This is a genomic window from Brevibacterium atlanticum, assembly GCF_011617245.1.
GTDB lineage: Bacteria > Actinomycetota > Actinomycetes > Actinomycetales > Brevibacteriaceae > Brevibacterium > Brevibacterium atlanticum.
This window is the reverse complement of sequence record NZ_CP050152.1, coordinates 623,052-649,946: the sequence shown is the minus strand read 5'-3', so window position 1 is coordinate 649,946 and position 26,895 is coordinate 623,052. Positions and strand designations below refer to the sequence as shown.

General features: G+C 66.8%; 22 protein-coding genes. 6 read left to right on the top strand and 16 right to left on the bottom strand.

What is annotated here, in order from left to right; translation table 11 throughout:
- Positions 1-76: 76 nt before the first annotated feature.
- Positions 77-778 carry an SDR family oxidoreductase gene (locus tag GUY23_RS02820; RefSeq protein ID WP_166969544.1) on the bottom strand — a complete coding sequence of 234 codons (702 nt, stop codon included), beginning with the start codon at positions 776-778 and terminating at the stop codon, positions 77-79.
- Between the two features lie 68 nt (positions 779-846).
- On the opposite strand from GUY23_RS02820, the gene GUY23_RS18890 reads away from it, so the two are divergent.
- The gene (locus tag GUY23_RS18890) at positions 847-1,239 is read left to right on the top strand and encodes a TetR family transcriptional regulator (protein ID WP_407647376.1); all 393 of its coding nucleotides are present in this window, start codon (positions 847-849) and stop codon (positions 1,237-1,239) included.
- A gap of 212 nt (positions 1,240-1,451) precedes the next feature.
- On the opposite strand, the gene GUY23_RS02810 is transcribed toward GUY23_RS18890, so the two are convergent.
- The 10 genes from GUY23_RS02810 to GUY23_RS02765 all read right to left on the bottom strand — a co-directional run bounded on the left by GUY23_RS02810 (position 1,452) and on the right by GUY23_RS02765 (position 16,491).
- On the bottom strand, positions 1,452-2,756 hold the full coding sequence (locus GUY23_RS02810; RefSeq protein WP_228282681.1) for an MFS transporter: 1,305 nt from the start codon (positions 2,754-2,756) through the stop codon (positions 1,452-1,454).
- 73 nt (positions 2,757-2,829) lie between these two features.
- The gene (locus GUY23_RS02805) at positions 2,830-3,483 is read right to left on the bottom strand and encodes a GntR family transcriptional regulator (protein WP_228282821.1); all 654 of its coding nucleotides are present in this window, start codon (positions 3,481-3,483) and stop codon (positions 2,830-2,832) included.
- A 145-nt stretch (positions 3,484-3,628) separates the two neighbouring features.
- Positions 3,629-4,648 (bottom strand): CNNM domain-containing protein, encoded by a 1,020-nt coding sequence (locus GUY23_RS02800; RefSeq protein ID WP_166969538.1) that lies wholly within the window; start codon positions 4,646-4,648, stop codon positions 3,629-3,631.
- A complete protein-coding gene (locus GUY23_RS02795; RefSeq protein ID WP_166969536.1) occupies positions 4,645-6,093 on the bottom strand; it encodes a hemolysin family protein in 1,449 nt (482 codons plus the stop codon). The genes GUY23_RS02800 and GUY23_RS02795 overlap by 4 nt, the downstream gene beginning before the upstream one ends.
- Positions 6,094-6,381: 288 nt before the next feature.
- A complete protein-coding gene (locus GUY23_RS02790) occupies positions 6,382-7,062 on the bottom strand; it encodes a response regulator (protein WP_166969534.1) in 681 nt (226 codons plus the stop codon).
- Entirely contained in the window at positions 7,059-9,830 is a 2,772-nt protein-coding gene (locus GUY23_RS02785; protein ID WP_166969532.1) for a DUF4118 domain-containing protein, read from the bottom strand. The genes GUY23_RS02790 and GUY23_RS02785 overlap by 4 nt, the downstream gene beginning before the upstream one ends.
- Positions 9,830-10,402, bottom strand: coding sequence for a K(+)-transporting ATPase subunit C (kdpC, locus tag GUY23_RS02780; protein WP_166969530.1), 573 nt, complete (start codon positions 10,400-10,402; stop codon positions 9,830-9,832). The genes GUY23_RS02785 and kdpC overlap by 1 nt, the downstream gene beginning before the upstream one ends.
- A gap of 84 nt (positions 10,403-10,486) precedes the next feature.
- Positions 10,487-12,730, bottom strand: coding sequence for a potassium-transporting ATPase subunit KdpB (gene kdpB / locus GUY23_RS02775; protein WP_166969528.1), 2,244 nt, complete (start codon positions 12,728-12,730; stop codon positions 10,487-10,489).
- A gap of 1 nt (position 12,731) precedes the next feature.
- Positions 12,732-14,462, bottom strand: a complete 1,731-nt coding sequence (gene kdpA / locus GUY23_RS02770; protein WP_166969526.1) for a potassium-transporting ATPase subunit KdpA — start codon at positions 14,460-14,462, stop codon at positions 12,732-12,734.
- 271 nt (positions 14,463-14,733) lie between these two features.
- Positions 14,734-16,491 carry an FAD-binding protein gene (locus tag GUY23_RS02765; protein ID WP_166969525.1) on the bottom strand — a complete coding sequence of 586 codons (1,758 nt, stop codon included), beginning with the start codon at positions 16,489-16,491 and terminating at the stop codon, positions 14,734-14,736.
- A gap of 100 nt (positions 16,492-16,591) precedes the next feature.
- Here GUY23_RS02765 and GUY23_RS02760 point away from each other — a divergent pair, with 100 nt between their 5' ends.
- The 3 genes from GUY23_RS02760 (at position 16,592) to GUY23_RS02750 (ending at position 19,946) form a co-directional block, all read left to right on the top strand.
- Positions 16,592-17,533, top strand: a complete 942-nt coding sequence (locus GUY23_RS02760; protein ID WP_166969523.1) for a LysR family transcriptional regulator — start codon at positions 16,592-16,594, stop codon at positions 17,531-17,533.
- Between the two features lie 70 nt (positions 17,534-17,603).
- Entirely contained in the window at positions 17,604-18,794 is a 1,191-nt protein-coding gene (locus tag GUY23_RS02755; RefSeq protein ID WP_166969521.1) for a choice-of-anchor A family protein, read from the top strand.
- A gap of 432 nt (positions 18,795-19,226) precedes the next feature.
- The gene (locus GUY23_RS02750; RefSeq protein WP_166969519.1) at positions 19,227-19,946 is read left to right on the top strand and encodes a GOLPH3/VPS74 family protein; all 720 of its coding nucleotides are present in this window, start codon (positions 19,227-19,229) and stop codon (positions 19,944-19,946) included.
- Between the two features lie 129 nt (positions 19,947-20,075).
- Here GUY23_RS02750 and GUY23_RS02745 read toward each other — a convergent pair whose 3' ends face one another.
- A complete protein-coding gene (locus GUY23_RS02745; RefSeq protein ID WP_228282680.1) occupies positions 20,076-20,681 on the bottom strand; it encodes a TetR/AcrR family transcriptional regulator in 606 nt (201 codons plus the stop codon).
- A gap of 142 nt (positions 20,682-20,823) precedes the next feature.
- On the opposite strand from GUY23_RS02745, the gene GUY23_RS02740 reads away from it, so the two are divergent.
- Positions 20,824-21,681 carry an SDR family oxidoreductase gene (locus GUY23_RS02740; protein ID WP_228282679.1) on the top strand — a complete coding sequence of 286 codons (858 nt, stop codon included), beginning with the start codon at positions 20,824-20,826 and terminating at the stop codon, positions 21,679-21,681.
- A 98-nt stretch (positions 21,682-21,779) separates the two neighbouring features.
- Here GUY23_RS02740 and GUY23_RS02735 read toward each other — a convergent pair whose 3' ends face one another.
- Together GUY23_RS02735 and GUY23_RS02730 are read right to left on the bottom strand one after the other, a co-directional pair.
- The gene (locus tag GUY23_RS02735) at positions 21,780-22,766 is read right to left on the bottom strand and encodes an LLM class flavin-dependent oxidoreductase (protein WP_166975500.1); all 987 of its coding nucleotides are present in this window, start codon (positions 22,764-22,766) and stop codon (positions 21,780-21,782) included.
- 116 nt (positions 22,767-22,882) lie between these two features.
- Positions 22,883-23,833 (bottom strand): ABC transporter substrate-binding protein, encoded by a 951-nt coding sequence (locus tag GUY23_RS02730; RefSeq protein ID WP_166969515.1) that lies wholly within the window; start codon positions 23,831-23,833, stop codon positions 22,883-22,885.
- Positions 23,834-23,995: 162 nt separating this feature from the next.
- Here GUY23_RS02730 and GUY23_RS02725 point away from each other — a divergent pair, with 162 nt between their 5' ends.
- Entirely contained in the window at positions 23,996-25,258 is a 1,263-nt protein-coding gene (locus tag GUY23_RS02725; protein ID WP_228282678.1) for a PQQ-dependent sugar dehydrogenase, read from the top strand.
- A gap of 323 nt (positions 25,259-25,581) precedes the next feature.
- Here the strand turns inward: GUY23_RS02725 and GUY23_RS02720 are convergent, their stop codons facing one another.
- Positions 25,582-26,217: a copper resistance CopC family protein gene (locus GUY23_RS02720; RefSeq protein ID WP_166969513.1), complete on the bottom strand. Its 636-nt coding sequence runs from the start codon at positions 26,215-26,217 to the stop codon at positions 25,582-25,584.
- A gap of 65 nt (positions 26,218-26,282) precedes the next feature.
- A complete protein-coding gene (locus GUY23_RS02715; protein WP_166969511.1) occupies positions 26,283-26,858 on the bottom strand; it encodes a low molecular weight protein-tyrosine-phosphatase in 576 nt (191 codons plus the stop codon).
- Between the last annotated feature and the right edge of the window lie 37 nt (positions 26,859-26,895).

Sequence of the window (26,895 nt, the reverse complement as noted above, 5' to 3'; positions counted from 1 at the left end):
CGTCGGCGATCCCAGGTACTCGGGGTCATGCGCAGCGCTCACATGAGCGCCGCTGCGCCCCTATCGGACGGCGCCATCAGGCGGAGCCGAGGACGAGAGCTTCGACAGGCCCAGAGAGCTGGTTTTTCACGGTCTGACTGATCTCGTCGACCAAAACCTCCGTCGCACCGTTCGCGACGCCGTCGAGGACGGTAGCTGCGACAAAGTCGGGAGCGAGTTTGGGACCAGGGACACCTGCGGTCATGTCCGTGTCCGCGAGTCCGAGATGCACCCCGGTCACAGTCGTTCCTTGCCCAGCCAGCTCGATTCGAAGCTGATTCGAGATCGCCCACAATGCCGCCTTGGACGCACCGTAAGCACCATAACCGGCAATCCAAGAGAGCACAGAGTGCACGTTCACCAGGCGGCTCGGTGATGCTCCCGCCAAGACCGGAGCCATGGCTCGCACGACGCGCAGCGGGCCATATGCATTCGCCTCGAAGTTCCCGATGATGTCCTCCCACGAGGCCTGGAGCAGAGGGGTGGCAACCGAGACGCCTGCACTATTTATCAGCAGGTTCACGTTCGGCGCTGAATCAGGAAGAGCAGCCACCTGCGCGTCATCCGTGACATCGAGCTCCAGGGGCACTATTCGCGTGTCACCCGTAGGCTCTGGATGGCGCGACGTCACATACACCAGAGTTGCACCGCGCCGCAGCAGTTCGTCTGCAAAAGCTCTCCCCAAGCCTCGCTGACCGCCCGTCACCAACGCCACAGACCCGTCAAAACAAGCATTCATACGTATGTTCCTCCGCTCGTGGCAAAATAGATGTTAAAAATAATCTATACGATCAGGACGGAATTGACATGCCCCGAGTCTCGCGAGCTCAAGCTCAGGCACACCGTGATCAAATGATCGAGATCGCTTCGGAGCTCCTGTGCACCGGCGGTGCCGAAGCGATGACGGTAGCCGCTGTGACCGGCGGCGCTGGGCTCACGACCGGCGGCTTCTACAAACAGTTCTCTTCGAGAGCGTCGCTGCTTGTTGAGGCGGCACGATTTGCCATTGCACGACGTCGTGCTGCCCTCGTCCATGACGGCACGGACAAGGTGCAAACAACCCATCACTCGTTCGTCGACAGCTACCTCTCACCTGCTCATCGTGACGACCGAGCCGCCGGATGCCCCGTGAGCGCGCTGGCGGAGCGACGACGCCGATCTCCGCCTCGCATACGAACAAGGTGTTCGAGATCTCTTTGACGCACTGGAGCGGGCCGGCATGAGCAGGGATCATGCCGTCGCCGACGCCGCACGACTGGTTGGGGGCATCGTGCTGGCGCGCGCCGTATCAGACCCGGAGCTTTCGGATGAGATCCTCCGCGCCTCTCGCCGGGTCGCACTCTCGACGCGTGAGCATACAGGGAGCGCGCATGGAACCGATCGATGACCGGAGCGAGGCGCGGCGCCGACTATCAGTTGGTGCGCCGCGACCCCGTCGGCATCGACCCCAGTGACACGGCGCCGAGGCTGAGCAGGCAGATCACCGCGACCCCGCCGAGCGAGATGCTGTAGCCCATGAACGGCAGGAGCGCAGCGAGCACGGTCGGCAGCAGGAATCCCGAGTAGGCGAGCGAGTAGTAGACGCCGGTGATTCCGGCCAGGTCGTCGGGTTCGGCGATTGCCTGGACGATGATGAGGCCGGAGACGACGCAGATGCCGTAGGCGAGGCCGAGGACGATCGCAACGACGAAGGCGAGGACCGGATCGGCGACGAGTGCGGCGATGACCGCGAGAATCATGCCGAGGCTCATCATCGCCAGCCCGACGACGAGTCCGCGACCGCCTGTCCACCGGTTGACCCGCGGGACGAGGTTCTGCACGAGCGCCCCGGCGCCGAGGGTGACGACGGTGAGCACGGTCGCGTACAGGGTCGTCCACTCCCCCAGCTCGTCCTGGACGAGAGCGGGCATGACCGCGTAGGCGATGCCGGCGGCGCCGAAGACCCAGGGGGCTGCGGGGATGATGAGGCGCACGAAGGTGCGGTGCCCGACGAGCGGAATCCGCAGTCCCTGCCACCAGTGCTGCTGCGACCGGCGGTGCTTCGGCAGCGATTCGGGCGCGGCGAGAACGATGATGAGTGCGACGAGGTTGAGCACTCCGTGAACCGCATACGGCGTCACCTCGGGCACCGGCCCCCACTGGGCCAGACACCCGGTGACCAAGGCACCGAGGGCGAATCCCAAGGTCAGGGTGAGTGCTGGGCGACGGGCACCGGCAGTGATGCCGGCCGCGTGGTCGAAGGGCGGTGACGAGAGCTCCTTGATCCAGCTTGTGCCCACCGACATCGCCACACCGACTCCGACGCCGGCAAGCACGCGGCCGACGCACAACAGCCAGAAGAGGTTGAAGCCGAGCGCGAGGAACAGGCTGCCGAGGATCGCAGCGATCGCTCCGGCGATGAGGATCGGTTTGCGTCCGCGTCGATCCGACAGCGCCGAGGCTGCCAGCAGTCCCGGGATGAGTCCGCCCACGTACATGCCCAGCAGGAGGTTCGCCTGCCAGACGGCGTAGCCGCCGTCCTCTTCGTACATGTGCACGAGCGGGGTGAAGTGGTTGCCGCCCCAGGCCAGGAGGAACATCGCGGGAGCCACCCGGAGCCAGGCATGACGCGGTGGGGCGGAGCCGCCTCGGCGGGGGTGGGCGTCGGTGCCGACGGAGGTGTCGGTGTGGGTATCAACGGTCAGGGCGGTGGTGTCTGTGGCTGTCTCTGAAGTCATTGCTGCGATTCCGTGTCGACGGTTCGTGGTTCTCTGTGGTGAGGTGTGCTGGGTGCGCGGTTCAGCGGCGGCGTCAGGCGAAGTGCGTGGCGTCGATGTGACGGCGGACGAGCGTGCCGAAGGCCTCGACGTCGCCGCGCTCGGCGAGGTCGGTGAGTTCGGCGTGTTCGTCGTAGAGGGTGTCGAGTGAACTCGGGCGGTCGATGATGACCTGATAGGTCAGGCGTGCGAGGCGGGGGCCCATGGTCGTGAGCATCTCGTCGATGACGGCGTTGCCGCCGCTGCGGATGATGCGGGCGTGGAAGCTGTAGTCGGCGCTGGCGAAGTCGAGGGTGTCGCCGTCCTTGACCGCCTGCTTCTGTCGGTCGAGGAGGACGCGGAGGTCGGCGGCGACGGGTTCGAGGCCGTCGCTGGTGGTGAGTGATTGGACTGCGTCGACCTCGAACATCGCCCGCACGGCCAGCAGGTCGCGGCGTTCGGCGCTGGTCACGGTGGTGACGATCGCACCCTTCTTCGGGACGAGGCGGACGAGCCGCCAGCGTTCGAGCTGGAGCATCGCCTCCCGTGCCGGGGTGCGGCTGGCCTTGAGCGCCTCGGCGAGGTCGGCCTCGGTGAGCAGCGCGCCGGGTTCGAAGCGCCGCTCGATGATCTCGCGCGCGGCCCAGGCGGCCATTCGCGCGGCGATCGGCGAACCGTCATCGATGTGGTCCCAGGGGAGCGTCAGCATGTCGTTCACACCCTCAGGATAACAGATGCATACATTGATAGATGCATCAGTGGTTCGAAGTCTTAATTGCTACCCGACGGCGGCCCAGCAACCTGGCGCGAGGTTGCTGGGCCGCCGTCGGGTAGCAATTGAGGATCCGGGTGGGTCAGCTGGGGGCCTTTTCAGCGGGGAGGAGGTGGCGGAGGACGTCAGTGACCGTGACGACCGCGTGGCTGCCGTCGGTGCGGGTGACGAGGGCGAGCTGAGTGCCCTCGGCCCGCATCGCGGAAAACGCGGCGACCACGGTCATCGACCCCGGCAGCACCGTGACCGGGCGGGCCGCCTCGGCGATGTCATCCCCCTCCGCGAAACCGAGCACGTCGCGGACGTGGACGACCTCATCAGGCACAACACCCGCCTCGGTGCGCACAAGGATCCGTCGGTGGCGGGTCTGATGTGCAGCAGCGCGCACTTGACCTGCCGTCGCGCCCGGACCGATGACGACCGGCTCGGGACGGTCGGCGACGAGTTCGTCGAGGCTGATCCGGGAGAGCTCGAGCGCCCCGAGCAGCGCATCCGAGGAATCCTGTTCGAGCGTGCCCACCTGCGCCGAATGTCGCAGCAGCTGCCGCAGGTCGTCCGAGGTGTGCCCCTGATCGACCTCGTCGACGGGCTGGACGCCGACGAGGCGCAGGCACGCGTTCGCCGCGGAGTTGAGCACGTGCAGAAGCGGCCGGGTGAGGACCATGAATGCCCGCATCGGCAAAGCGAGCATGATCGCCGAGCGCTCCGGATGGGCCACGGCCCACGATTTCGGCGCCATCTCACCGACGACGAGGTGGAGGAACGTGACGATGATGAGCGCGAGGACGAACCCGGTGAGGTCGGCGATCCACAGCGGAAGCCCGACTGCCTCGGCGAGCGGGGTGATCCAGTGGTGGACCGCCGGTTTCGTGATCGCACCGAGCGCGAGCGTGCACGCCGTGATGCCCAGCTGGGAGCCGGCGAGGAGGACCGAGAGTTCGGTCGAGCTGCGCAGTGCCGCCCGGGCCGAGCGACTGTTCGCCGCTTCGTCCTCAAGCCGGTGCCGTTTGGCGGCGATGAGCGCGAATTCGACGGCGACGAAGAAGGCGCTGAGGCCGATGATGGCGACGGTGACGGCGATGATGACCCACGGATTGCTCATCGGTCCACCTCGATCCCGATCCGCAGCCGCGAGGGCACGTGCGAATCCACGTCGACCACCTCGGCGAGGAGTGTCATTGGGCTCGGCGGTTCGGCGTCGGCGAGCTCGGCGGGGTCGATCGGCAGGGCGATCTCGACCCGATCGCCGACCTCGGGGAAGCCCTTCGCGTGCTCGATGACGAGCCCGGACAGGGTCTGCGCCGAAGTGTCCGGCAGTTCGCGCTGGAGAGTGCGGGCCACCTCGTCGAGGGGGATGGATCCCGGCGCTGACCAGGTCCCGTCACCGTCCTCGACGATGGCTTCGACGTCGGTGTCGTGCTCGTCGACGATGTCGCCGACGAGCTCCTCACCGAGGTCTTCCATCGTCACGATCCCCGCGAACCCGCCGTATTCGTCGACGACGCAGGCCATCTGCGCGCGGTGCTCGATGAGCGTGGCCACCGCGTCCGGCAGGGGCAGGGATTCGGGGACGAAGACCGGCTCGGTGAGCAGGTCGCGGAGGGTGGGGAGGGTATCCGTCGCCGAGGTGGTGGCTCCATCCTTCGCCGAATCGCTCGCCGAGGTGGTCGTGCCCGTGGTCGGGGCAGCGGCCGCGGCCGCGGAGGGTGCGTCTGCAGTCGGGGCCGCGAGGACGTCGAGGAGGTCGATGGTGCCGATCACCGCTCCCCTGGCATCGAGTACGGGGTACCGGGAGTGGCCGGTGGCCATGAGTGTGCGAACCTCGGCGAGGCTCGTGTCCTCGGTGACGACGTCGACCCGTGAGCGCGGCACGGTGGCGTGCTCAACGGTCTGCTGCGGGAAGTCGAGGATCCGGTCGAGGACGAGGGAATCTTCGTCGACGAGGTCGCCGCTCTCACGCGATTCGGCGACGATGTGTTTGAGGTCGCGGGGGGTCGCGGCGTGGTCGACGTCGTGTACCGGTTCGATGCCGAGGATGCGCAGCAGGGCGTTCGAGGCCTTGTCGAAGACGGTGATGAGCCACCCGAAGAGCAGCAGGTAGATCGACGTCGAGCGGGCGAGCCAGGTGGCGAGCGCCTCGGGGCGGGCGATCGCGAGGTTCTTCGGGAAGAGTTCACCGAAGAGCATCTGGATGAGCGTCGAGACCAGGAGGGCGAGCATGGTGCCGATGAGGATGCCGGTGCCCTGCGGGATCGGTGTGCCGCCGAGCGCTTCGCCGACGGCTGTGCCGATGAGCGGTTCAGCGACATAGCCGACGAGGAGGCCCGTGACGGTGATGCCGAGCTGAGCGCCCGAGAGCATGAAGGAGGTGCGGCGGGTGATCGCCAGGGCTCGGTCGGCGGAGCGGTCACCGGCGGCCGAGCGCGCGCCGAGGCGGGACCGGTCGACGGCCATGTACGCGAATTCCTGTGCCACGAAGTAGCCGGTGGCCACGGTGATGAGGAGGACGACGAGCAGTCCGATGAGCAGCGAGAGCAGCCAGGTCAACGGCGATCACCTGCTCGCGTGCGCTGGGCCCACTCGAATTGGGTCCGCTCGAGGTGGGCCCGCGAAGCGTCTGTGCGCGCAATATGAAGTTGGTCAGAGGTGCTGAAAGTGATGTCCCAGCCGGGACTTCGATAGTCGTCCATGGTCCTTCCGAAAGTGATCAAGTGGGCGGCTGATCACGATTATTCCGGTTCGACCTGGAAAGACCCTGTGCCCCTCCCCGTAATTGCTACGTGACGGCGGCCCAGCAACCTGGCGCCAGGTTGCTGGGCCGCCGTCGGGTAGCAATTACGGAGTGAAGCGGTAGCCCATGCCCATCTGCGTGTGCAGGTACTGCGGGCGGGCGGGATCGGCCTCGAGCTTCTGCCGCAGCTGGGACATGTAGACCCGCAGGTAGCCGCGCTCCCCGGCATACTCGGGACCCCACACCTCGGTGAGCAGGGTCGTCGCGTCGACGAGCGCACCCCGGTGCTTGGCGAAGACGGCCAGCATGTTCCATTCGATCGGCGTGAGGTGCACCTCGGCGCCTTCGACCGTGAGGACGTGGGCGGCAAGGTCGATGACGACCCGACCATCGCCGGTGCGCACAACACTCGAATCGGCTGCCGCCCCGGACCGCCGTTCGATCGCGCGCAGGCGGGCAAGGACCTCGCCGAGGGAGAACGGCTTCGTCACGTAGTCATCTGCCCCAGCGTCGAGGGCGGCGATCTTGCCGTGCGCATCATGGCGGGCGGAGATGACGACGATAGGCACCTGACTCCACTTGCGCACCTGCGAGATGAGTTCGATCCCGTCGACGTCGGGCAGCCCGAGGTCGAGGAGGATGACGTCGACGGTCGCCTCGGCGAGTGCCTCATTCATCTGCCGGCCGCTGGCGGCTATCGTCACCTCGTGGCCTTTGCCGCGCAGCCCCACGCTCACGGCGCGGGCGATGTCGGTGTCGTCTTCGACGATGAGCACGTGCTTCACTGCGTCTCGTCCTTCCTCGTCGTTACAGGTTCTGCCGGCGGTTGCGATTCTGCCGGCGGTTGCGGTTCCGCCCCTACCGGTGCCGTCGAGCCCGATCGCGGCGTTGACGGGACTCCGTCGCCCCCGCCTCGGCGCGGAATCGTCAGCACCGCGGTGAAGCCGCCGCCGGGGGTCGGCTCGGCGCTCAGCTCGATGTCCATCGCCCGGCACAGCCCCAGCGCGACGGCCATCCCCAATCCGAGGCCTTTCGTGTTGGACTCATCGAGCCTGGTGAACGGGGTGAAGATGGACTCGAGCGCCTCCTCGGCCACACCGGGGCCGGAGTCGGCGACGCGGAGGTGGACCGCCTCGGTGCCGGTGGAGGCATCGATCGTGATCGGGGCGCCCGCGCCGTACTTCACGGAGTTCTCGATGATGTTCACGAGCACGCGTTCGACGAGCCCCGCATCGACGTCGATCCACGTCTCGGGGTCGACGTCGACGGTGATCGGCGGCTGCGAACCGCGACCGCCGTCGCCATCGATCGCAATCCCCGCCGAGGCCCCGTCGCCCTCGGTCGCGGCCTCCTGCGACTGTCCGTCGAGTTCATCCAGCGCCGAGGCGACGACATCGGCCACGAGCACCGGTGCCGTCGAGATCGTCACCGCCCCGGACTGGATCCTGCTCATGTCGAGGAGGTTGTCGATGAGCTTCTCAAGACGCTGGGCCCCGTGCTCGATGGTCTCGAGCATGAGCCGCTGGTCGTCGTCCGAGAGCTCGATTTCGTCGAGCAGCAGCGTCGACGTCGCCGTGGTGATCGCGCCCAGCGGCGTGCGCAGATCGTGGGAGACCGCGGTGAGCAGAGCCGTGCGCACAGCGTTGCCGGCCGAGAGTTCCTTGGCCTCGGTGCGGCTGCGCTGCAGCGCCGATTCCGTGAGCACCCGCAGCAGCCGGCCGGCGTACGCGTCAAGGATCCGCTGTTCTCCGGCGCTGAGCGGCCGACCTTTCAACGCCAGCGAGGTGTCCTCGTCGAGGTCGATGACCTCGCTCGCCTCCGCCCGTGATGCAATCGGCTCCCCCGCCGAGGCGGCCGCTACGTTCCCGTCGCCCGTGCGGTCACCGTGAACGAAGAGGGTGACCCCGTCGAGGGCGAAGCTCGTGCGGATGCCTGCGACCATCGCCTCGGGGCTGTCGCCCTCAGCGATCATCGATCCGGCGAGTTCGCTGAGCACACCTGCCTCGTGTTCGGCGGCCTGGGCCTGCCTCGAGCGGCGGGCCGCCTGGTCGACGACGGTGGCCACGGCTACGGCGACCGCGACGAAGATGACGAGCGCGAGGATGTTCTCGAGCTGCCTCACCGACAGCGAATTCACCGGGTGGGTGAAGAAGAAGTTGATGAGTCCGGCCCCGAACACGGCCGTCATCACCGCTGGCCACAGCCCGCCGATGAGGGCGACGAGCACGACGACGGTGATGTAGGCGAGGAAGTTCATGCTCAGCGAGGTCGACCCCGGGCCGAGCCCGACGAACAGGGCCGTGAGCAGGAGCGGGGCGAGCGCACCGACGATCCAACCGAGGATGCGGCGAAGGCGTGAGAGCGGATTCTCCCGCGTGCGTTCCCGGTCGATCTTCCAGAACCGGGCGGCCTGGGCGTGGGTGACCATGTGCACGTCGATATCGGCGGCGGCGCTGATGACGCGGTTGGCCACGCCGGGGCCGAACATGCGCCGGTACCACGGGGTGCGCGAGACTCCGAGGACGATCTGCGAGGCGTTGAGGGTGCGGGCGAACTCGATGAGGGCCTTGGCGACATCATCACCGACGACGGTATGCCACACGGCGTGGTTCGCCTCGGCGAGTTCGCGGGCCGACAGCAGGTGCGGGGCACCGGAGCGCCGGGTGCCGTCGGGTTCGATGACGTGGACGACGTGGAGTTCGCGTCCGGCGACTCGGCCGGCGATGCGCAGTCCGCGGCGGATGAGGGTCGTCGATTCCGGGCCACCGGTGACGGCGACAAGGATCCGGTCACGGGCGGCCCAGGTGGCGCGGATGCCCTTCTCGTCGCGGTATTTCTCGAGGCCTTCGTCGACCCGGTCGGCCAGCCACAGCAGGGCGAGTTCGCGCAGAGCGATGAGGTTGCCGAGCCGGAAGTAGTTCGACATTGCGGCGTCGACCTTCTCCGCGGCGTAGATCCGCCCGTCGATCAGTCGGGTGCGCAGGGCGGCGGGGCTGATGTCGATGAGTTCGACCTCGTCAGCGGCGCGGAGGAACGGGTCGGGCACGCGTTCGGCCTGGTTGCGGCCGATGATCGCACCGACAACATCGCCGAGGGATTCGAGATGCTGGATGTTCACCGTCGTGAACACATCGATGCCGGCGGCGAGGATCGCCTCGACGTCCTCCCACCGTTTGGTGCGGGGTGGGGAGGGCGTGGTTCCGCCGCCGAGGTGGGTCTCCGTGCCGTCGCCACCGACCGAATCATCGCTCGGCACATTCGTATGGGCAAGCTCGTCGATGATGACGAGCTCGGGCGCGCGGGTGAGCACCGCCTCGGTGTCGAGTTCGTCAAACGTCCGACCGCGGTAGTCGACCGGGCGGCGGGCGATCGTTTCGAATCCTTCGGCCAGGGACCGGGTGAAGGCACGTCCGTGGTCCTCGACGATGCCGATGACGACGTCACGTCCGTTGTCTGCAGCGGTGGCCGCAGCCTCGAGCATCGCGACGGTCTTGCCGACCCCGGGTGCATAGCCGAGGAAGACCGTGAGCGTGCCTCGCCGAGGTGAGTCCATCAGCGCCCGCTGTTCGCGAGGTCGTTGTTGAGGGTGACGACGTTGACCTGAGGCTCACCGATGAAGCCGAGCAGTGGGTTCTGCGTGTTCGATTGAACCATCGCGGTCACGTCCTTCCTGCTCAGTCCCGTCTCCCGCGCGACGCGAGGGATCTGGAGTCGAGCATACTCAGGGCTGATGTCCGGATCGAGACCGGACGCGGACGCGCTCAGCGCATCCGCAGGAATGCTCGCCGGGTCGACGTGCTCTCGCTCAGCGATCTGGGAACGACGATCGGCGATCTGTTTGAGGAGTTCGGGACTGTTCGCCGCGAGGTTCGACGCGCCGGAGGCGAGTCCGTCATAGTCACCAGCCGAGGGCCGGGGGAAGAACCATTCGTCGCCGCTCACGGGCTGAGCGAGATGGGCATTGCCGACGACCTCGCCGGCGCTGTTGCGGATCGACGCGTCTTGGGCGGGCATGAGGCGGCCGATCGCAACCATCGCCAACGGGTAGGCGAGGCCGAGGACGAGCGTGAGCACGAGAAGCATCCGTGCCCCGGTGAGGATCTGGCGGCCGAAGATGGGGAACATGATGGGTGTCCTTTCAGACTAGTCAGGGTGAACGACGAGGTCAGGCGGGCAGGCCAGAGTTGAGCACCACTCGCAGCAGGCAGCTCAGAGCAGTGGCGCGATGACGAGGTCGATGAGTTTGATGCCGATGAACGGGACGATGAGCCCGCCGAGGCCGAAGATGAGCAGGTTCATCCGCAGCAGCGCGGAGGCCGTCCGCGCCCGGAATCGCACGCCGCGCAGCGCGACCGGGATGAGGGCGACGATGATGAGGGCGTTGAAGATCACCGCGGACAGGATCGCCGAGGCGGGGCTGTGCAGACCCATGATGTTGAGCGCCCCGAGTCCCGGGAAGGCGAGCAGGAACATCGCCGGAATGATTGCGAAGTACTTCGCGACATCGTTAGCGATCGAGAACGTCGTCAGCGCCCCGCGCGTGATGAGCAGCTGCTTGCCGATCGCGACGATGTCGATGAGCTTCGTCGGATCCGAATCGAGGTCGACGAGGTTGCCGGCCTCCTTCGCTGCGGTCGTACCCGTGTTCATCGCGACCCCGACGTCGGCCTGCGCCAGCGCGGGTGCGTCGTTCGTGCCGTCCCCGGTCATCGCGACCATCCGGCCGCCGGCCTGCTCGGTCTTGATGAGGGCGAGCTTGTCCTCGGGCGTGGCCTCGGAGAGGAAGTCGTCAACCCCGGCTTCCCGCGCGATCGCGCGGGCCGTGAGCTCGTTGTCGCCGGTGATCATCACCGTCCGGATCCCCATCTCGCGCAGCGTCGCGAAGCGTTCGGCCATACCCGGTTTGACGATGTCGCGCAGGTCGATGACCCCGAGCACGCGGGCGGTGACATCTGATTCCTTCGCCGAGGCGGCCGCGCGGTCCGCGATCACCCCGTCTGATTCCGTGGCCGGGTCATCGTTCGCCTCTGCGACGAGAAGGGCCGTGCCTCCCCCTGTGTTGATGCGTTCGACCTCGGCAGTGGCGGCCTCGGGGATCTCGGCACCGCGGTCACGGGCCCAGGCGATGACCTCCTTCGCCGCGCCCTTGACGACGGTCCGACGCAGCGTCGCCACTCCGACTGACGACCCCACCGCGGCGGATGACGACGCACTCGCATCGGCACGTTCGGCCACCTCGGCGACGGTCGATCGCTCACCCGCGGATTGATGTGCGCTCACCTCGGCGGGGGACGTCACCTCTTCCTGCCCAGTGACCTCCTGACCAGCGGGCAGGACGATCCCCGACAGCCGGGTCGTCGCCGAGAACGGGATGAACTCCGCCTCGGGGTAGGCCTCGAGGCCGGCAGCGTCGATGCGGAACTCCGCCTCGGCGAGGGTGACGACGGACCGACCCTCGGGGGTGTCATCGGCCAACGAGGACAGCCGGGCCGCCTCGGCGATCTGCTCCGGCGTCGTCGATCCCAGGGGAACGAAGTCGGTGGCCTGCCGGTCGCCCATCGTGATCGTGCCGGTCTTGTCGAGCAGCAGCGTCGACACGTCACCGGCGGCCTCGACGGCACGGCCGGACTTCGCGAGCACGTTCGCAGCGACGAGCCGGTCCATGCCGGCGATGCCGATCGCGGAGAGCAGAGCGCCGATCGTCGTCGGGATGAGGCAGACGAGGAGGGCGATGAGCACGGTCAGCGACTGCGGGGCGCCGGAGAATGCGGCGATCGGGGCGAGGCTGACCACGACGAGGATGAAGATGAGGGTGAGCACGGAGAGGAAGACGCCGAGGGCCACCTCGTTGGGGGTCTTCTGCCGGTTCGCGCCTTCGACCATCGTGATCATCCGGTCGAGGAAGCTCTCGCCGGGACTTGCAGTCACGGTCACGGTGATCGAGTCGGAGAGCACCTTCGTCCCGCCGGTGACGGCGCAGCGGTCGCCGCCGGCCTCACGGATGACGGGCGCGGATTCGCCGGTGATGGCGGATTCGTCGACGGTGGCCGCACCCTCGATGACGTCGCCGTCGCCGGGGATCGTCTCACCTGCGGTGACGAGCACTCGGTCCCCGGCTTGCAGCTGGGAGGCGGGCACGGTTTCGGTCTCACCTTCCGGCAGGACGCGGGTTGCGTCGACGCTGACCCGGCTGGCCCGCAGGGAGTCGGCCTGGGCTTTGCCGCGGCCCTCGGCGAGCGCTTCGGCGGTGTTGGCGAAGACGACGGTCAGCCACAGCCAGATGCTGATCGCCCAGGTGAAACGTGTGGGGTCGGCGATCGCGAGGATGAGGGTGATGGTCGCGCCGATCTCGACGAGGAACATCACGGGGTTGCGCCAGGCGGTGCGCGGGTCGAGCTTCTTCAGCCCGAGCAGGCTCGCCTGGAGGAGTGCGGGAGCGGTGATGGTTCTCATCTCACATGAGTCCTTCGTTGATCGGTCCCAGTGCGAGCACCGGGAGGAAGGTGAGGGCGCTGATGACGAAGCCGATGCCGACGACGACCCCGACGAACAGGGGTCGGTGGGTGGGCAGGGTGCCCGGGCTCGCCTCGGCGGGAGTCTGTTTCGCCAACTCTCCGGCGAGCGCGAGCACGGCGCCGATCGGCACGAGGCGGCCGAGCAGCATCGCGATCGCCAGGGCGATGTTGAAGAACGGGGTGTTCGCGTTCAGGCCCGCGAACGCGGATCCGTTGTTATTCGCCGCCGAGGTGAAGGCGTAGAGGATCTCGGACAGTGCGTGCGGGTTGAGTTGGGTGGCTTGGGCTGCGGTTTGGGCGGATTGGGCGGTTGCGTGGCCGGCGGATTGGATCGCCGAGGTGGTATTGAGGACCGAGTCGAGCGTGCCCGGCCACAGCGTGGCCACCGCGGTGCCGATCAGGGCGAGCGCCGGGGAGACGAGGATGAAGGTGCTGGCCAGGGTGATCTCGGTCCGGCCGATGCGTTTGCCGAGGAATTCGGGCGTGCGGCCGACCATGAGTCCGCAGACGAAGACGGCGATGATCGCGACGATGAGCATGCCATAGAGGCCGGAGCCGACGCCGCCGGGGGCGATCTCGCCGATCATCATGTTGATCATGAGCACCGCTCCCCCGAGTCCCGAGTAGCTCGAGTGGGCCGAGTCGATTGCGCCCGTCGAGGTCAACGTCGTGGCCACGGCGAAGAACGCCGAGGGGATGATGCCGAACCGGGTCTCGCGTCCTTCCATCGCGGCCCCTGCTGCCTGGGACGCCGGGCTGGTTGTCGTCGTTTCGAGGGCGATGACGGCGGCCAAGGAGAGGACGAAGAAGGTGGCCATGGCCGCGAGGATCGCCCATCCTTGTCTGCGACTTCCGACCATGATGCCGAAGGTGCGCGGCAGTGCCGAGGGGATGAGGAGGATGAGGAAGATGTTCGCGAGGTTGACCAGTGCGCTCGGGGCCGAGAGCGGGTGGGCCGAGTTCGCGTTGAAGAAGCCGCCGCCGTTCGTGCCGAGGTGTTTGATGACCTCCTGGCTGGCATCGGGCCCACCGGGGATGGTCTGCACACCTCCGGTGACGGTGTGGACGACCTGGTCAGGGGTGAGGTTGTCGATGACGCCCAGACCCATGTAGATGATTGCGAAGAGCACCGAGATCGGCAGCAGGATGCGCAGGGTCGAGCGGGTGAGGTCGACCCAGAAGTTGCCGATGAACAGGGAGTTCGAGCGCATGAGCCCGCGGATGAGGGCGACGGCCACGGCGATGCCGACGGCCGCTGAGACGAAGTTCTGGACGGCGAGTCCGGCCATCTGGGCGAGGAAGCCCATCGTCGTCTCACCGGAATAGGACTGCCAGTTCGTGTTCGTGACGAACGAGACCGCGGTGTTGATCGCCTGGTCGACCGGCACGCCCGCCTTCCCGTTCGACAGCGGCAGAACGTGCTGGAGGCGAAGCAGGCCGAAGAGGACGACGAGCGAGACGGCTGTGAACCCGAGGACCGAGAGGAAGTAGGTCCGCCACCGCTGCTGCGAGGACGGGTCGACGCCCGTGAGGCGGTAGAGGAGGGCCTCGGCGCGGGTGTCCTTCTCTGAGAGGAACACGCGGGCCATGTAATTGCCGAGCGGAACGTGCGCGGCGGCAAGGAGTGCGAGGACGAGGAGGATCTGCGTGATCCCGGTGAACCAGCTCATGACCGGCCCTCCCGATAGGAAGAGAACTCGGTGCACGCAGGACGGGCCCGCCCCGTACGGAGCTCCGGGCGCGGGCGGCCGGTCGGCCACCTCGGCGATGTAGTGAATGACATGCGTCCATCTCACCGCCACGCGGGCCGGTCCGCGGGCGATCTTAACGCGATCTTCACACCTCCCAACACAACCCCAACACCCCTATTACTACCTGACGGCGGCCCAGCAACCTCGCGCGAGGTTGCTGGGCCGCCGTCAGGTAGTAATAGGGGGAGGTCTATTCGACGAGTTTGCCCTCCTGGCTGATCTCGCCGGTGTGCATGAGTGCCTCGACCTCGGGGTCGACCGGCGGAATCGACTCGCGGACCACCCCGATGCTCGGCGACCATACGAGGTTGACCTGCAGCGCCGGATCGATCTCCGGGTAGTCGCTGCGGTTGTGGCAGCCGCGGGTCTCACGGCGCTCCAACGCGCATTCGATGGTCGCCCGCGCCGCGAGCACCGAGGACTTGAGGTCGAAGGCATGCGCGAGGTCGGAGAATCCGGCGATGTCGGGATGGATCCCGACGAGTCCGAGTCGCGCCTCGATCCCCGCAAGCTTCTCCAGCCCCGCCTGCAGCCCGGCCTCGTCGCGGACGACTCCGGCGTGCTCGGTCATGAGGTTGCGGACCTCGCGCTGCAGGGCCCGGACGTTCTCCGTGCCATCGGAGGACAGCAGATCGTCGATCTCGGCACGCGCCTCGGCGACGGCATCCCGACTCCGCACCTGCGCCTCGAGCCCATCGGAGTACGCAACCGCCGACCGGCCGACGATGCGACCGAAGACGAGGAGTTCGATGAGCGAATTCCCGCCGAGCCTGTTCGCCCCGTGCAGCCCGGACGAGGCCTCGCCGATGGCCCAGAGTCCCTCGACGTCGGTGCTGTGGTCGACCGGGTCGACCCAGACTCCGCCCATCGAGTAGTGCGCGGTCGGGGCGATCTCGATCGGCGAGCGCGTGATGTCGAGCATCTGGGTCTCCATGAGCGTCTGGAACACGCGTGGCAGCCGGCTCATGATCGTCTCCCGGGGCAGGTGGGACACGTCGAGCCAGACGCCGCCGTTCTCCGTTCCACGGCCCTCGGCGATCTCGGTGTAGGCGGCCAGGGCCACCCGGTCGCGGGTGGACAGTTCCATGCGCTGCGGGTCGTAGCGTTCCATGAACCGCTCGCCGAGACCGTTGCGCAGGATCCCGCCCTCGCCGCGGGCCGCCTCGGAGACCAGGGTGCCGGCGGCGTTCTCGGGTTCGATGATGCCCGAGGGGTGGAACTGGACGAGCTCGGCGTCGCGCAGTCGGGCGCCGGCCTCGACGGCCAGGCGGAAGGAGTCGCCGGTGTTCTCGTCCCGGCGTGAGGAGGTGCGTCGCCAGATCCGGTTGTGTCCGCCGGCGGCGAGGATGACGGCGTCGGCGTGGATGCGGTAGCCGGTGCCGTCGATGACGTCGAAGCCGAAGGCGCCGAAGATGCGACCGTCGGCGACGAGCAGCTTCGTGATGTAGACGCGGTCGAGGATGGGGATGTTCAGGGCTTCGGCACGATGAATGAGGGTGCGCTGGATCTCGAGCCCGGTGTAGTCGCCGGCGAAAGCGGTGCGACGCCAGGTGTGGGCACCGAAGAAGCGCTGTGAGATCCGACCGTCGTCCTCCTTCGCGAAGTCCATTCCATATCGCTCCAGGTCGGCGATGCCTTCGGCTGCTCCCTGAGTGACGATTTCGACGGTGCGGGGGTTGGCGAGGTCATAGGATTCCTTGATCGTGTCGGCCGCATGCTGCTGCCACGTGTCCTCGGGGTCGACGGTGGCCAGGGCCGCGTTGATGCCGCCGGCCGCGAGCGAGGTGTGCGCGTCCTCCTTCGGCCGTTTGCCCACGGCGAGGACGTCGGTGCCGGCCTCGGCGACTTCGATCGCGGCGCGCAGCCCCGATCCTCCGATGCCGATGACGAGCACCGAGGTGGAGATTGAGTGTTCTTTCCGGCGGGTTCCGCCCTGTGTGGTGTTCATGGATTCCACGTTAGGTTTGCCTTCTCCATACGTCCAATGCATTGTTTGAGTTGAGTCGATAGCGATAAGCTATTGCCATGAGCGCGCACCGGGAACAGCCATGAACCTCGACCAACTGACCAGCTTCATCGAGGTGGCCGACACCGGCCATTTCACGAGGGCCGCAGCCAGCCTCCACCTTGCGCAGCCGTCCCTGAGCCGGCAGATCTCGACGTTGGAGAAGGAGCTCGGCGCCGAGCTCTTCCACCGTGCCCACGGGCACATCACGCTCACCGACGCGGGGAAGACACTGCTGCCGACGGCCAAGCGAATGCTCGCCGACGCCGAGGCGGTCCGCCGTGACATGGATGAGCTCGCCGGGCTGCGACGCGGACGGGTCCGGCTGGGGGCGACTCCGACGCTGTGCGTGAGCCTCGTCGCCGAGGCGATCAGCAGCTTCCACCGCGAGCACCCCGGCGTCGAGCTCGAACTCATGGAGAAGGGCTCACGCGAGCTCGTCGAGGCGCTGGCCGCGGGCGGACTCGATCTCGCACTCATCACCCGCACCTTCGAGCCGAGTGCGCAGATGCCTCGGCTGCGTATGCAGGGGGTCCTCGCCGAGGATCTCGTGGTCATCGCCGCCGCCGATTCCGACCTGCTCAAGGGCAGGGATCACATCACCCTCGCCGAGGTGGCCGACCTTCCCCAGGTCCTGTTCCATCACGGATACGACCTCCGGGAAGCCACCGAGGCGGCCTTCGAATCAGCGGGACTGAGTCCGATCGTCGTCGTCGAGGGCGCGGAGATGGATGCCGTGCTGCGCTTCGTCGAGCGCGGGCTGGGCATCGCCGTCGTGCCCGCGATGGTGCTCGTCGACCGCCCCAGGCTGTCGTCGGTGCCGCTGGTGGACCCTCACCTGTCGCGCACCGTCAGCCTCGCCACCCGCGCGGACGTGCGGGCGACCAGGGCAGCCTCGGCGATGGAGTCGACGATCCTCGCCACCGCGCGGTCACTCGCCTCCGAGGACACCGGCCTCTCGCAGTTCGTCCGTGTGGTGGAATGAGCGGTCGACCCGGACGCCGACGACCCGCAGTGCTCTATCTTCGCCGGACCAACTGCCTTAGGCTGACGGTATGACGAGATTGAGGACCACGGTGTTGGCAAGCGCGGATGTCGTGGCCCTCGGCGCGGGAACCGTCGCATTCGGGCTGACTCCCGCTTCGGCGGTCGATGACGATTTCGGACCGGGACCCTGCGAAGGATCACGATGTCCGGGCACGTTCCCTCCTCCCGGCAACAATGTCGATGAGGGCTACCGCGATGAGGCTGTCAACGTCTATGCAGGTCAGGGCATCAGCATCTCCGGTGCCGCCGCCGAGATGGAAGGCAGAGTCGTCACCCCCGGAGGTTTCAGCCTGGACAAGGACCCGGCGGGGATCTTCAATGTCGGTCTGGCCGGAGTCGGATCGCGTGTGTCTCCTCCCGAAGGCAGCGACTACCTCACTGTGGGTGGGGATCTGGACGTCGAAGCCTCGAACACGCTCGCCGCCGATGCCGGTGTGATCCGCATCGCCGGATCGCAGACCGGCGGCGGTACCGCTCGGGATGAGGTCGTCGTCGACACCGGAGCCGTCGACGACTATGGCAACGCCGATGATGTCCTGACGAATCGGAGCACGTGCCTGGCGACGGTGGAACCGAATGGAACGGTCGACGTCACTGATTCGATGGTGACGTTCAGCGGCGACGGCGAGGCCGATCTGCAGATCTTCGAGACCGATGCGTCCCTGCAGTCGCCGAGCGGAGGTTCGGTCGGGTTCTCCTTCACAGGAATTCCGGCGGATGCGACCGTCCTCATCAACCTCACCGGCGACGACGTGTCGGTGAACACCTACAGCGGTGACCTGAGCGATCAGGACCCGTGGAACCAGATCCGCGACCGTCTGCTGTGGAACGTCCCGAACGCCGACAGCTTCGCCATGCACGGACCCGCGCAGTTCCAGGGAAGTCTGCTGGCCGGCTCACCGTCGAACACGACGACTATGGCGACGGCAGGATTCAACGGACGCCTCTTCACCGTCGGCACCCTGGTCCAGACCTCCGACGATTCCGGCGGACAGGGCGGCGAAATCCACAGCTATCCCTTCACGGGATCCCTGCCGACCTGCGAGGAACCGCCGACCGACCCACCGACCACGGACCCTCCGACGACCGATCCACCGACGACAGACCCACCGACGACCGATCCACCGACAACGTCGGAACCGCCCACTGATCCTCCGACAACGTCTGAGCCGCCGACGGACCCCCCCGACGACATCTGAGCCTCCGACCGATCCCCCGACGACGGGCCCACCAACGGACCCACCGACGACATCCGAGCCGCCGACGGACCCACCGACGACGTCTGAGCCTCCGACCGATCCCCCGACGACGGGCCCACCAACGGACCCACCGACTTCCTCGGAGGCACCAGCACCTCCGACCACGACAGGTCCCCCGTCGAACCCACCCTCAGATCCGCCGACAGAAGGCCCGCCAACAGCAGGCCCGACACCCCCGGGCGGTCCCGGCGACGACCTTCCGGTCACCGGCTCGAACGTCACCACCACACTGCTGATCAGCGCTGGATTGCTGGCGTTGGGAATCGTCATCATCGTGTCCGCTCGCATCTCTTCGCGCTCGTCGTGACGTGAACACTGCCGAGTCCCACGAACAGACCTCACCGACAGATCCCGACGAATCGCGAGGCCGACATGCCGACAACTTCCCCCACGAACGACGATCTCCTCATCGCCGAGGAGGTCATGCTCCTCATGCTCCCCGACGACGGCAAGACAGGCTCCGCGCTCACGAACGCCCGGTACGCGCTGACTGGTGCGCTTCTCGTCGAACTCGCGATGCGCGATCTCGTCGAGGTTCGTGAAGAGAAGAAGACGACCTTTGTGCGTGCGGCCTCCCGCTCCGCAGTCGGATACAACGAACCGACAGACCGGCTGTTGGCTGACGCGTTTACCGCTCTCGGGAACGCGGAACAGAAGGTTTCGACGTTCGTCGAGAACGAATTCCCGAAGATCGACGAGGTGGTGCTCGACCGCCTCGTCGACCGTGGGATCCTCGCACGCGAGACGACGAGATCACTGTGGGTGTTCACGACCACGCAGTGGCCGGAGAAGGATCCCCGCCCCGAGGCGGCGCTGCGTTCGAACATCACCGACGCCCTCGAGGGGCGGGCCGATCCGGACGAGCGCACAGGTGCGATCATTGCTCTGCTCTCGGCGGCAGGTGTGCTCAACTGCCTCAGACCACCGCTGCCGTGGAGCAAGGACATCAAGAAGCGGGCGGCGGAGATCCAGAGCTCGAACTGCGGCTCTGCGGCGGTGTCCGCGACCGTCGAATCAGTCACCTCCGCCGTCGCCGCGACCATGGCCGCAGTACTCGTCGCGACGACCGCAACGACGGTCGTCACCACCTGAAAACAGCGTTCCGACTGGTTGAGGGCTCAGGTCAGACCGTGGGCCAGCCCTAACCGCCCCCGATCCAAGGGCCAGCCGATGCAGCGGACGATTCCCACGCCCTTTCGGGGTCGGCCACCCAATAGTCGACTACTCAACAGGGGTGCGCCGTGCGGGCGGACAGATCCCGTCGAGGATGAACCGGGTGCGCCGCTCATAGTCCGCGGCGAGCGGCCGTCGGCCGAATTTGAGGGCAAGTGAGTTATCCACGGTGATCATCTGAAAATCGTCTGGAGTGAACTCGTCGGACAGCACATTCTCGACACGCCCTGCCTCGACCAGCTCACCGTGGAATTCACCGCCCACTCGACAGAGATCCATCAGCGGCTCCGAGTCGGGGTAGGCCTGGAGCAGGACGTCGTTGACCGCCGGCAATCGGTATTGGAGGTCTCTGATGGCTGTGACGTAGAACCGGATCCTGTCGCGGATTCCGTCGATCGCCCGCGACTCTTCGATGACCGCCTTGAACTCCATCGCCGCGACGTCGTCGATGACGGCGTCGATCAGCCCGACCCTCCCGCCGAATCTGTTGAAGATCGTCGCCTTGCTCACCTTCGCAGCCGCCGCGATGGTCTCCAGCGGCACCGCGAACCCTTCGGCGCGGAAGAGCTCGATCGCCGAGGCGCGGATCCGCTCGAGATTGCGACGTGCGTCGGTGCGCAACGACGACTCAGCACCGCGCCCTGGCACGCTCACTGTCACTCCCTTCACATAAGTTGACTACCCCGGTCAGTTTACTCCAGAATGAGGCTCATCGATAAATTGACCCACATGGTCAGTTTATTGGGAAGCATCCTCACTGCAACTGCCGAAAGCCCCACATCCACGAAGGAACTTCATGATGATCGTCGTCACCGGAGCCACCGGGATCCTCAACGGACACACCGTCGAACACCTTCTTCGCAGACTCCCGCCCGGAGACATCGGTGTCAGCGTCCGTAACCCGGAGCGCGCACAACACCTGTCCGATCGCGGAGTCAGAGTGAGACGTGGAAGCTATGACGACAGGAAGGCGCTGCGTGATTCGTTCGAGGGGGCCGATCAGGTTCTCCTCGTCTCCTCCAGCGATGTCAAAGCCGACGTCGTCACGCAGCACCGCAATGCGATCGACGCGGCGGTCGAGGCCGGCGCCTCTCGGATCCTCTACACCAGCGCTCAGGGCTCCGCATTCGACTCTCCTTACCCGCCTCTGGCGATTCATGCTGCCACCGAACAGCATCTTGCCGACTCGGGGGTGGCGTGGACGGCCCTGCGCAATGGCTTCTACGGAGACCTCGGGCAGCTGCTCGGCCCCTGGTGGACAACCGGCACGATCGCCATGCCCGGCGATGGACCCTTCTCGTGGGTCGACCGACGGGATGCCGGCGAGGCGGCCGCTGCGATCCTCATCGACGAGGCCGCGGCCCACGGCCCCCTCGATCTCACTCTGCCGGCACCGGTCACGCTCGACGACTTCGCCGCGCAGGCATCCGAACTCGTCGGTCGTCGCATCGAACGCATCGTCGTCGATGATGAGGAATGGGTCGCAGCCGAGACTGCTCGCGGAATGCCGGAGACTGTCGCACGATTCACTCTCTCGATGTTTCAAGCCACACGCACAGGGCACTTCGCACATCCCGACCCCGCACTTCAGCGCCTCCTCGGGCGAGAGCCCCGCAGCATCGCCGATCAGCTCGCAGACCAGACGGGAGTGTGACACAGCGGCGGTCGCGCACAGACGGCGAACGGAGCGTAGGGGTCACGCCACCAGCTGGGGCGTCTATTGCGGCTTCTCCACCCGCCGGCCCTCGCCCTTCAGAACCAGGCGTCGGCGAGCAGCCGCAGAGACTGGCGCTGCACCTCAGGGTCAAAGGCGTAGGTGACGGTGATGAGCTCATCGGCGCCGGTGCGCCGGACGAACTCGGCCATCTGCGCGGTCGCCGTGTCCGGGGAGCCGACGGCACTGATCGCCAGCATCGGGCTGGTCCCGCCCTGTGCAGCGATCTCGGCCGGGTCGACCGGGGGCTGCAGCGACCGGCGGCGCCCGCTGCGCATGTCGGCGAACATCTGCTGGACGGAGGTGAACTGGCGAGCCGCCTCGGCGTCGGTGTCGGCGACCATGACGTTGATTCCGGCCATGACATAGGGTTCGTCGATCTGCGCGGTCGGAGCCTCGGTGGTGAAGGAATCGCGGTAGGTCTTGATCGCAATGTCGATCTGGTCGGGCGCGAAGTGCGAGGCCAGCGAGAACGGCAGACCGAGCTGACCGGCGATCGAGGCACCGTTCATCGTCGATCCGAGCACCCAGATCGGCACGTTCATCCCCGCCGAGACGGCGGACTTGATCGGCGCGGTGTGGGCCTGCCCGGTATCGGAGAACCATCCCTGCATGTCGTAGATGTTCTGCGCGAAGTCCTGCGGTTCTGCCGAGGATCTGGCGAGCGCCTGCGCGGTCATTCCGTCCGTGCCGGGCGCCCGGCCGAGGCCTAGGTCGATGCGGTCACCGTGGATGTTCGCGAGCGTTCCGTACTGCTCGGCGACCATGAGCGGGGAATGGTTGGGCAGCATCACGCCGCCGGATCCGACCCGAATCTTCTCCGTCACCGAGGCGGCCTGAGAGATGAGCAGGGCCGTGGCGCTGGCGGCCAGCCCCATCGTGTTGTGGTGTTCGGCGAACCACAGCCTTGTGTATCCGAGTTCGTCGGCCAGTCTCGCCGAGGTCATCGATTCCGTGATCGCCTCACGAGCGGTGGATCCGTCGCGGATGGAGACGAGGTCGAGGATATTCAGCGGGACGGACACGGTGCGGGGCCTTTCGATCGGTGGATGCCGGACACCCTCAGCGAAGAGCGCGTCCACTGATGGCAACAGCCCACCGTGATGGTTCTATTCCGCGTGCGATCGGCGACCGCGACCGATCATTTCTTGAGGATGTCCTCGATGCCGCTCTCGGTATCCAGCCATTCGAGGCTGGCGGGGCTTGCCGCGTTGATCGCCGCAGCGAAGTTCTCGTCGATGAACATCGCCGAGTCGTTCTTCACCGACGGCAGATCCTCATACGCAGGATTGTCTTCGACGAGCTTCTTGCCGTCACCGTCGAGGGGCCAGATGAAGAGGTAGTCGGCATCGAGCTCGTTCATCTTCTCCGTGGACAGGGCGACGTTGTTGACCTCGTCGGGTATCTGGTGCTTACCGGGCTTGAGTCCGTAGAGTTCGAGCGGCTTCGCGTTGCCGAAGTAGATCTCGCCCTTCTGCGGGGAGATCAGTTGGTACGTCTTGCCCGTGACTCCGAGTTCGTCACCGGCGGACTCAAGGTCGCGCTTCGTCTTGTCGATGAGTTCGTCGACCTCTTTGTCCTTGCCGAGTGCCGTGCCGACTGCCTTCGCGGTGTCATCCCAGTCGGGGTTGGCCGCATCGGAATCCGGCGTGACGACCGGCGCGATGGCCGAGAGCTGCTTGTAGACCGAATCGTCGGTGACGTTCCACGGTGCTGCCAGGATGACGTCGGGTTCGAGATCGGCAACGTTCTCGACGTTGACCGCGAACGACTGCCCGTCGACGAGCGAGTCATCGGCGACATCGCCGAGGAGGTCCTGCTCCCAGGGATAGAGTCCGTTCGATCCCGTGGCTACTGTCCCTGCCACTGCAACCGGCTTGCGCCCCAGCTCCGCAGCCGTGTCCGCAGCAGCTCCGTTGATCGCCACGATCCGCTTCGCATCCTTCGGAACCTCGACCTCGCCTTTGCCCGTCGGCACGGTGATCGTTGCCGACTCGTCTGCCTCATCGGCGGCGGAGCTGCTGCCGCATCCGCCCAGTGCCAACGATCCGACGGCAAGTGCCGACGCGAACGCAACGACTGACTTCTTCATCTCAATCCCTCTCGCAGGAGTATTTTAGGTCAGGCTAACCTAAAGCTAGCGGACGGGTACGTGTCCGGCAAGAGGAGGCCGCTCGCCGAGCTGCCGGCCATTCTCCCCACCGCCCCGAGACGCTAGGCTGGACGGTACTGGCCCTCACGCACAGGAGGAACCGTGGACTCCACGGCCCACCCGCATCGACCCTCTCAGTCCACTCTGCTGTCTGACCGGCGCCGCCGAATGCCGGGCCAGAGGCGACTCACCGGTGTCGCCTTCGCCGTGACAGCCCTGCTCACGGCCTGCTCGTCCGGCTCCGGCGAGACCGACGGTCGGGACGGACGCGAGCCGGGAGCCACCTCGGCGGGGGCGGACTCCGGATCGTCAAGCACACGGTCGGGATCGGATTCCGCTGCGGGAGCACCCGATGCCGACTCCCCTGAGGTCATCGCCACCGGGCTCGAAGCCCCGTGGTCAGTCGCCTTCATCAGCGACACACCCCTGGTCAGCGAGCGCGATTCCGGGCGCATCCTCGAGATCTCAGGAGGCGGGCGGGCACGGGAGATCGGTCGCATCGACGAGGTCTCCGCGGGAGGCGAGGCCGGCCTCCACGGTCTCGCCGTCGATGACGACCGGCTCTATGCCTTCTTCGCCGCCGATAAGGAGAACCGGATCGTCAGGTTCGACCTCCGCGGCGAGGCGGGGGATCTGTCTCTGAGTGACCCCGAGACGATCGTCGACGGACTGCCCACGGCGAATTTCCACAACGGCGGGCGCTTGGCCTTCGGACCCGATGGGATGTTGTACGCCACGCTCGGCGACACCGGCGATCGTGACAGTGCGCAGGACGAGGACGCACTGTCAGGCAAGATCCTGCGCATGACGCCCAACGGAGAGGCCCCAGAGGACAACCCCTTCGGCGATTCCCTCGTCTACAGCATGGGCCACCGGAACCCGCAGGGGCTCGGCTGGGATGACGAAGGCAGGATGTACGCCGCGGAATTCGGGCAGGACACGTGGGATGAGCTCAACGTCATCGAACCCGGCGGCAACTACGGCTGGCCCGAGGTCGAAGGCATCGCCGAGGATGGGCGCGGTGGAGGCGGTACCGCTGGTGGCGGTGCCGGCAGTGGCGATGGCGGCGCGGGCGACGCCGAATTCATCGACCCTGTGCAGCAGTGGTCGACCGACGAAGCGAGCCCCAGCGGACTGGCCGTCACCGAGAAGTCCATCGTCATCGCCGGCCTGCGCGGTGAACGCCTGCACCAAGTACCCCTCGACGACCTTGCCGACTCCACCTCTCTGTGGACGGGAGAATACGGTCGTCTGCGCGATGTGGTGCAGGGCCCCGACGGTTCGCTGTACGTGCTGACGAACAACACCGACGGTCGCGGAGACCCCGGCCCGGACGACGACCGCCTGCTGCGCTTCGCACCCTGAGTTGCCTGGCACACGCTGAGCGGCCCCCTACCGCCCTGGTCACACTGCCGGGCCCGCCACCGCTCGGCCCTCAAGGCACACGTTTCTCTGAAATCCTCACAGAAGAACGTGAGTATTTGAGAGAAGAGTGTCCCGAATTCCGTGGATGCCACTGGGGCCCGCGAACAAAGACCGGCACTCGACCTCGCCGAGTCACCGGATCGCCGCCCGTCATCGGATCGCCGCCCCGACTCCGGATCACCGCCCGTCACCGGATCGCCGCCACGACAGAAGTTCGGGCCCGGAAGCGATCGCTTCCGGGCCCGAGTTTGTCCGAGTGCGCCTCAGTCGCCCTTGGTGCCGGGCAGTCCCTTGGACTTGCGGCGCATGAGCAGGACGACGATGACGATGATCGCCAGGCCGCCGACGGAGAGCAGCACGATCATCGGCGTCGACATTCCCGAGTCGCTGCCGGTGGATTCGCCGATCTCGCCGCGGTCCTCGTTGTTCTTGCCCGGCTCGTCGACGACACCGCCGCCGAGTCCGGCCTTCGTCGACTCCTCGACCGAACCGCCGGCACCCTCGGAGTCCTTGATCGCGAACGAGTAGTCCCCGGAGATCGGGTGACCGTCCTGCGAGACCACACGCCAGGTGACCTTGTAGTCACCGGGCTTGAGGTCATCGGGCAGTGCCACAGACAGTTTCTTGTCCTTGACGGTCAGCTCACCTGCGGAGACGTCCTTGCCGTCGACGACGACGGTGACCTCGGAGCCGACCTCCTGGATGTTGCCGGAGAAGGTCATCTCGAGCCACTTCGGCTGCTGATCGAGTTCGGCGCCGTCCTCGGGATTCGACGACACCAGCTGGTCGTGCGCGCTGGCGGCGGGCGCGAACGCGAACACGCTCATCGCCGCCACCAGCAGAGCGGCGAAGCTCATCCTGAGAGCGGACCACTTCGTTCGAGCGGCGGATCGGGTCATGAGAGATTCTCCTTCAAGGCGTACCTGGGATATCGGCCGTGCCGACACGCTTCTGCCTACCAGTATCACCGAGAGGCCGCCGCCAATGCATACAGTCGGTCGGTGATTCCCGGCACGGACACCTCGATTGTCTCAAGAGTTTCTTCGAAATCCTTCAATTCCCCGTACCAGGGGTCCTCGACGTCGGGCGCGGGCACTCCGTCGACCTTCGCCGAGGCGGCCCCGCCCTCTCCGACATCATCCGCGGTCGCCTGCCCTCCCGCACCGGGGACATCGGGCACCCGCGGATCGAACTCGCGCAGCATCCGCAGCTCCGGGGCCGCCTCGGCGGGCAGATCGGCGATCATCCGCTCAAGGGCACGGTAGTGGCGGGCGGTCATCGCCACGGCGAGGTCGCGGTCGGCCAGCCATTCGGGAGTGATCTGGCGGGCGACATGATCACCGGTGCGGTAGCCGGCGGCGGCAAGCACACGCGCCTGACGTGGGTCGATGGGGTTGCCGGCCTCCTCGTCGCTGATTCCGGCGGAGTCGACGACCGCCTCGGCGCCGTTGACGGCAAGATGATGCTCAAGCACGCGTTCGGCGGTGACGGACCGGCAGATGTTGCCGGTGCACACGAACACGACGGATGCCATACTCATTCGCTCCTCCTCGTCGATGCTGCGCCGCAGATTCTCA

Excerpts from the sequence above, each read along its gene's own strand:
- GUY23_RS02800 (WP_166969538.1), bottom strand. The coding sequence starts at position 4,648 with ATGAGCAATCCGTGGGTCATCATCGCCGTCACCGTCGCCATCATCGGC.
- GUY23_RS02760 (WP_166969523.1), top strand. The coding sequence starts at position 16,592 with ATGAACCTCGACCAACTGACCAGCTTCATCGAGGTGGCCGACACCGGC.
- kdpA (WP_166969526.1), bottom strand. The coding sequence starts at position 14,462 with ATGAGCTGGTTCACCGGGATCACGCAGATCCTCCTCGTCCTCGCACTC.
- GUY23_RS02750 (WP_166969519.1), top strand. The coding sequence starts at position 19,227 with ATGCCGACAACTTCCCCCACGAACGACGATCTCCTCATCGCCGAGGAG.
- GUY23_RS02740 (WP_228282679.1), top strand. The coding sequence starts at position 20,824 with ATGATGATCGTCGTCACCGGAGCCACCGGGATCCTCAACGGACACACC.
- GUY23_RS02715 (WP_166969511.1), bottom strand. The coding sequence starts at position 26,858 with ATGAGTATGGCATCCGTCGTGTTCGTGTGCACCGGCAACATCTGCCGG.
- kdpC (WP_166969530.1), bottom strand. The coding sequence starts at position 10,402 with ATGTTCCCCATCTTCGGCCGCCAGATCCTCACCGGGGCACGGATGCTT.
- GUY23_RS02805 (WP_228282821.1), bottom strand. The coding sequence starts at position 3,483 with ATGCTGACGCTCCCCTGGGACCACATCGATGACGGTTCGCCGATCGCC.
- GUY23_RS02730 (WP_166969515.1), bottom strand. The coding sequence starts at position 23,833 with ATGAAGAAGTCAGTCGTTGCGTTCGCGTCGGCACTTGCCGTCGGATCG.
- kdpB (WP_166969528.1), bottom strand. The coding sequence starts at position 12,730 with ATGAGAACCATCACCGCTCCCGCACTCCTCCAGGCGAGCCTGCTCGGG.
- GUY23_RS02755 (WP_166969521.1), top strand. The coding sequence starts at position 17,604 with ATGACGAGATTGAGGACCACGGTGTTGGCAAGCGCGGATGTCGTGGCC.
- GUY23_RS02785 (WP_166969532.1), bottom strand. The coding sequence starts at position 9,830 with ATGGACTCACCTCGGCGAGGCACGCTCACGGTCTTCCTCGGCTATGCA.
- GUY23_RS18890 (WP_407647376.1), top strand. The coding sequence starts at position 847 with ATGCCCCGAGTCTCGCGAGCTCAAGCTCAGGCACACCGTGATCAAATG.
- GUY23_RS02765 (WP_166969525.1), bottom strand. The coding sequence starts at position 16,491 with ATGAACACCACACAGGGCGGAACCCGCCGGAAAGAACACTCAATCTCC.
- GUY23_RS02810 (WP_228282681.1), bottom strand. The coding sequence starts at position 2,756 with ATGACTTCAGAGACAGCCACAGACACCACCGCCCTGACCGTTGATACC.
- GUY23_RS02820 (WP_166969544.1), bottom strand. The coding sequence starts at position 778 with ATGAATGCTTGTTTTGACGGGTCTGTGGCGTTGGTGACGGGCGGTCAG.
- GUY23_RS02720 (WP_166969513.1), bottom strand. The coding sequence starts at position 26,217 with ATGACCCGATCCGCCGCTCGAACGAAGTGGTCCGCTCTCAGGATGAGC.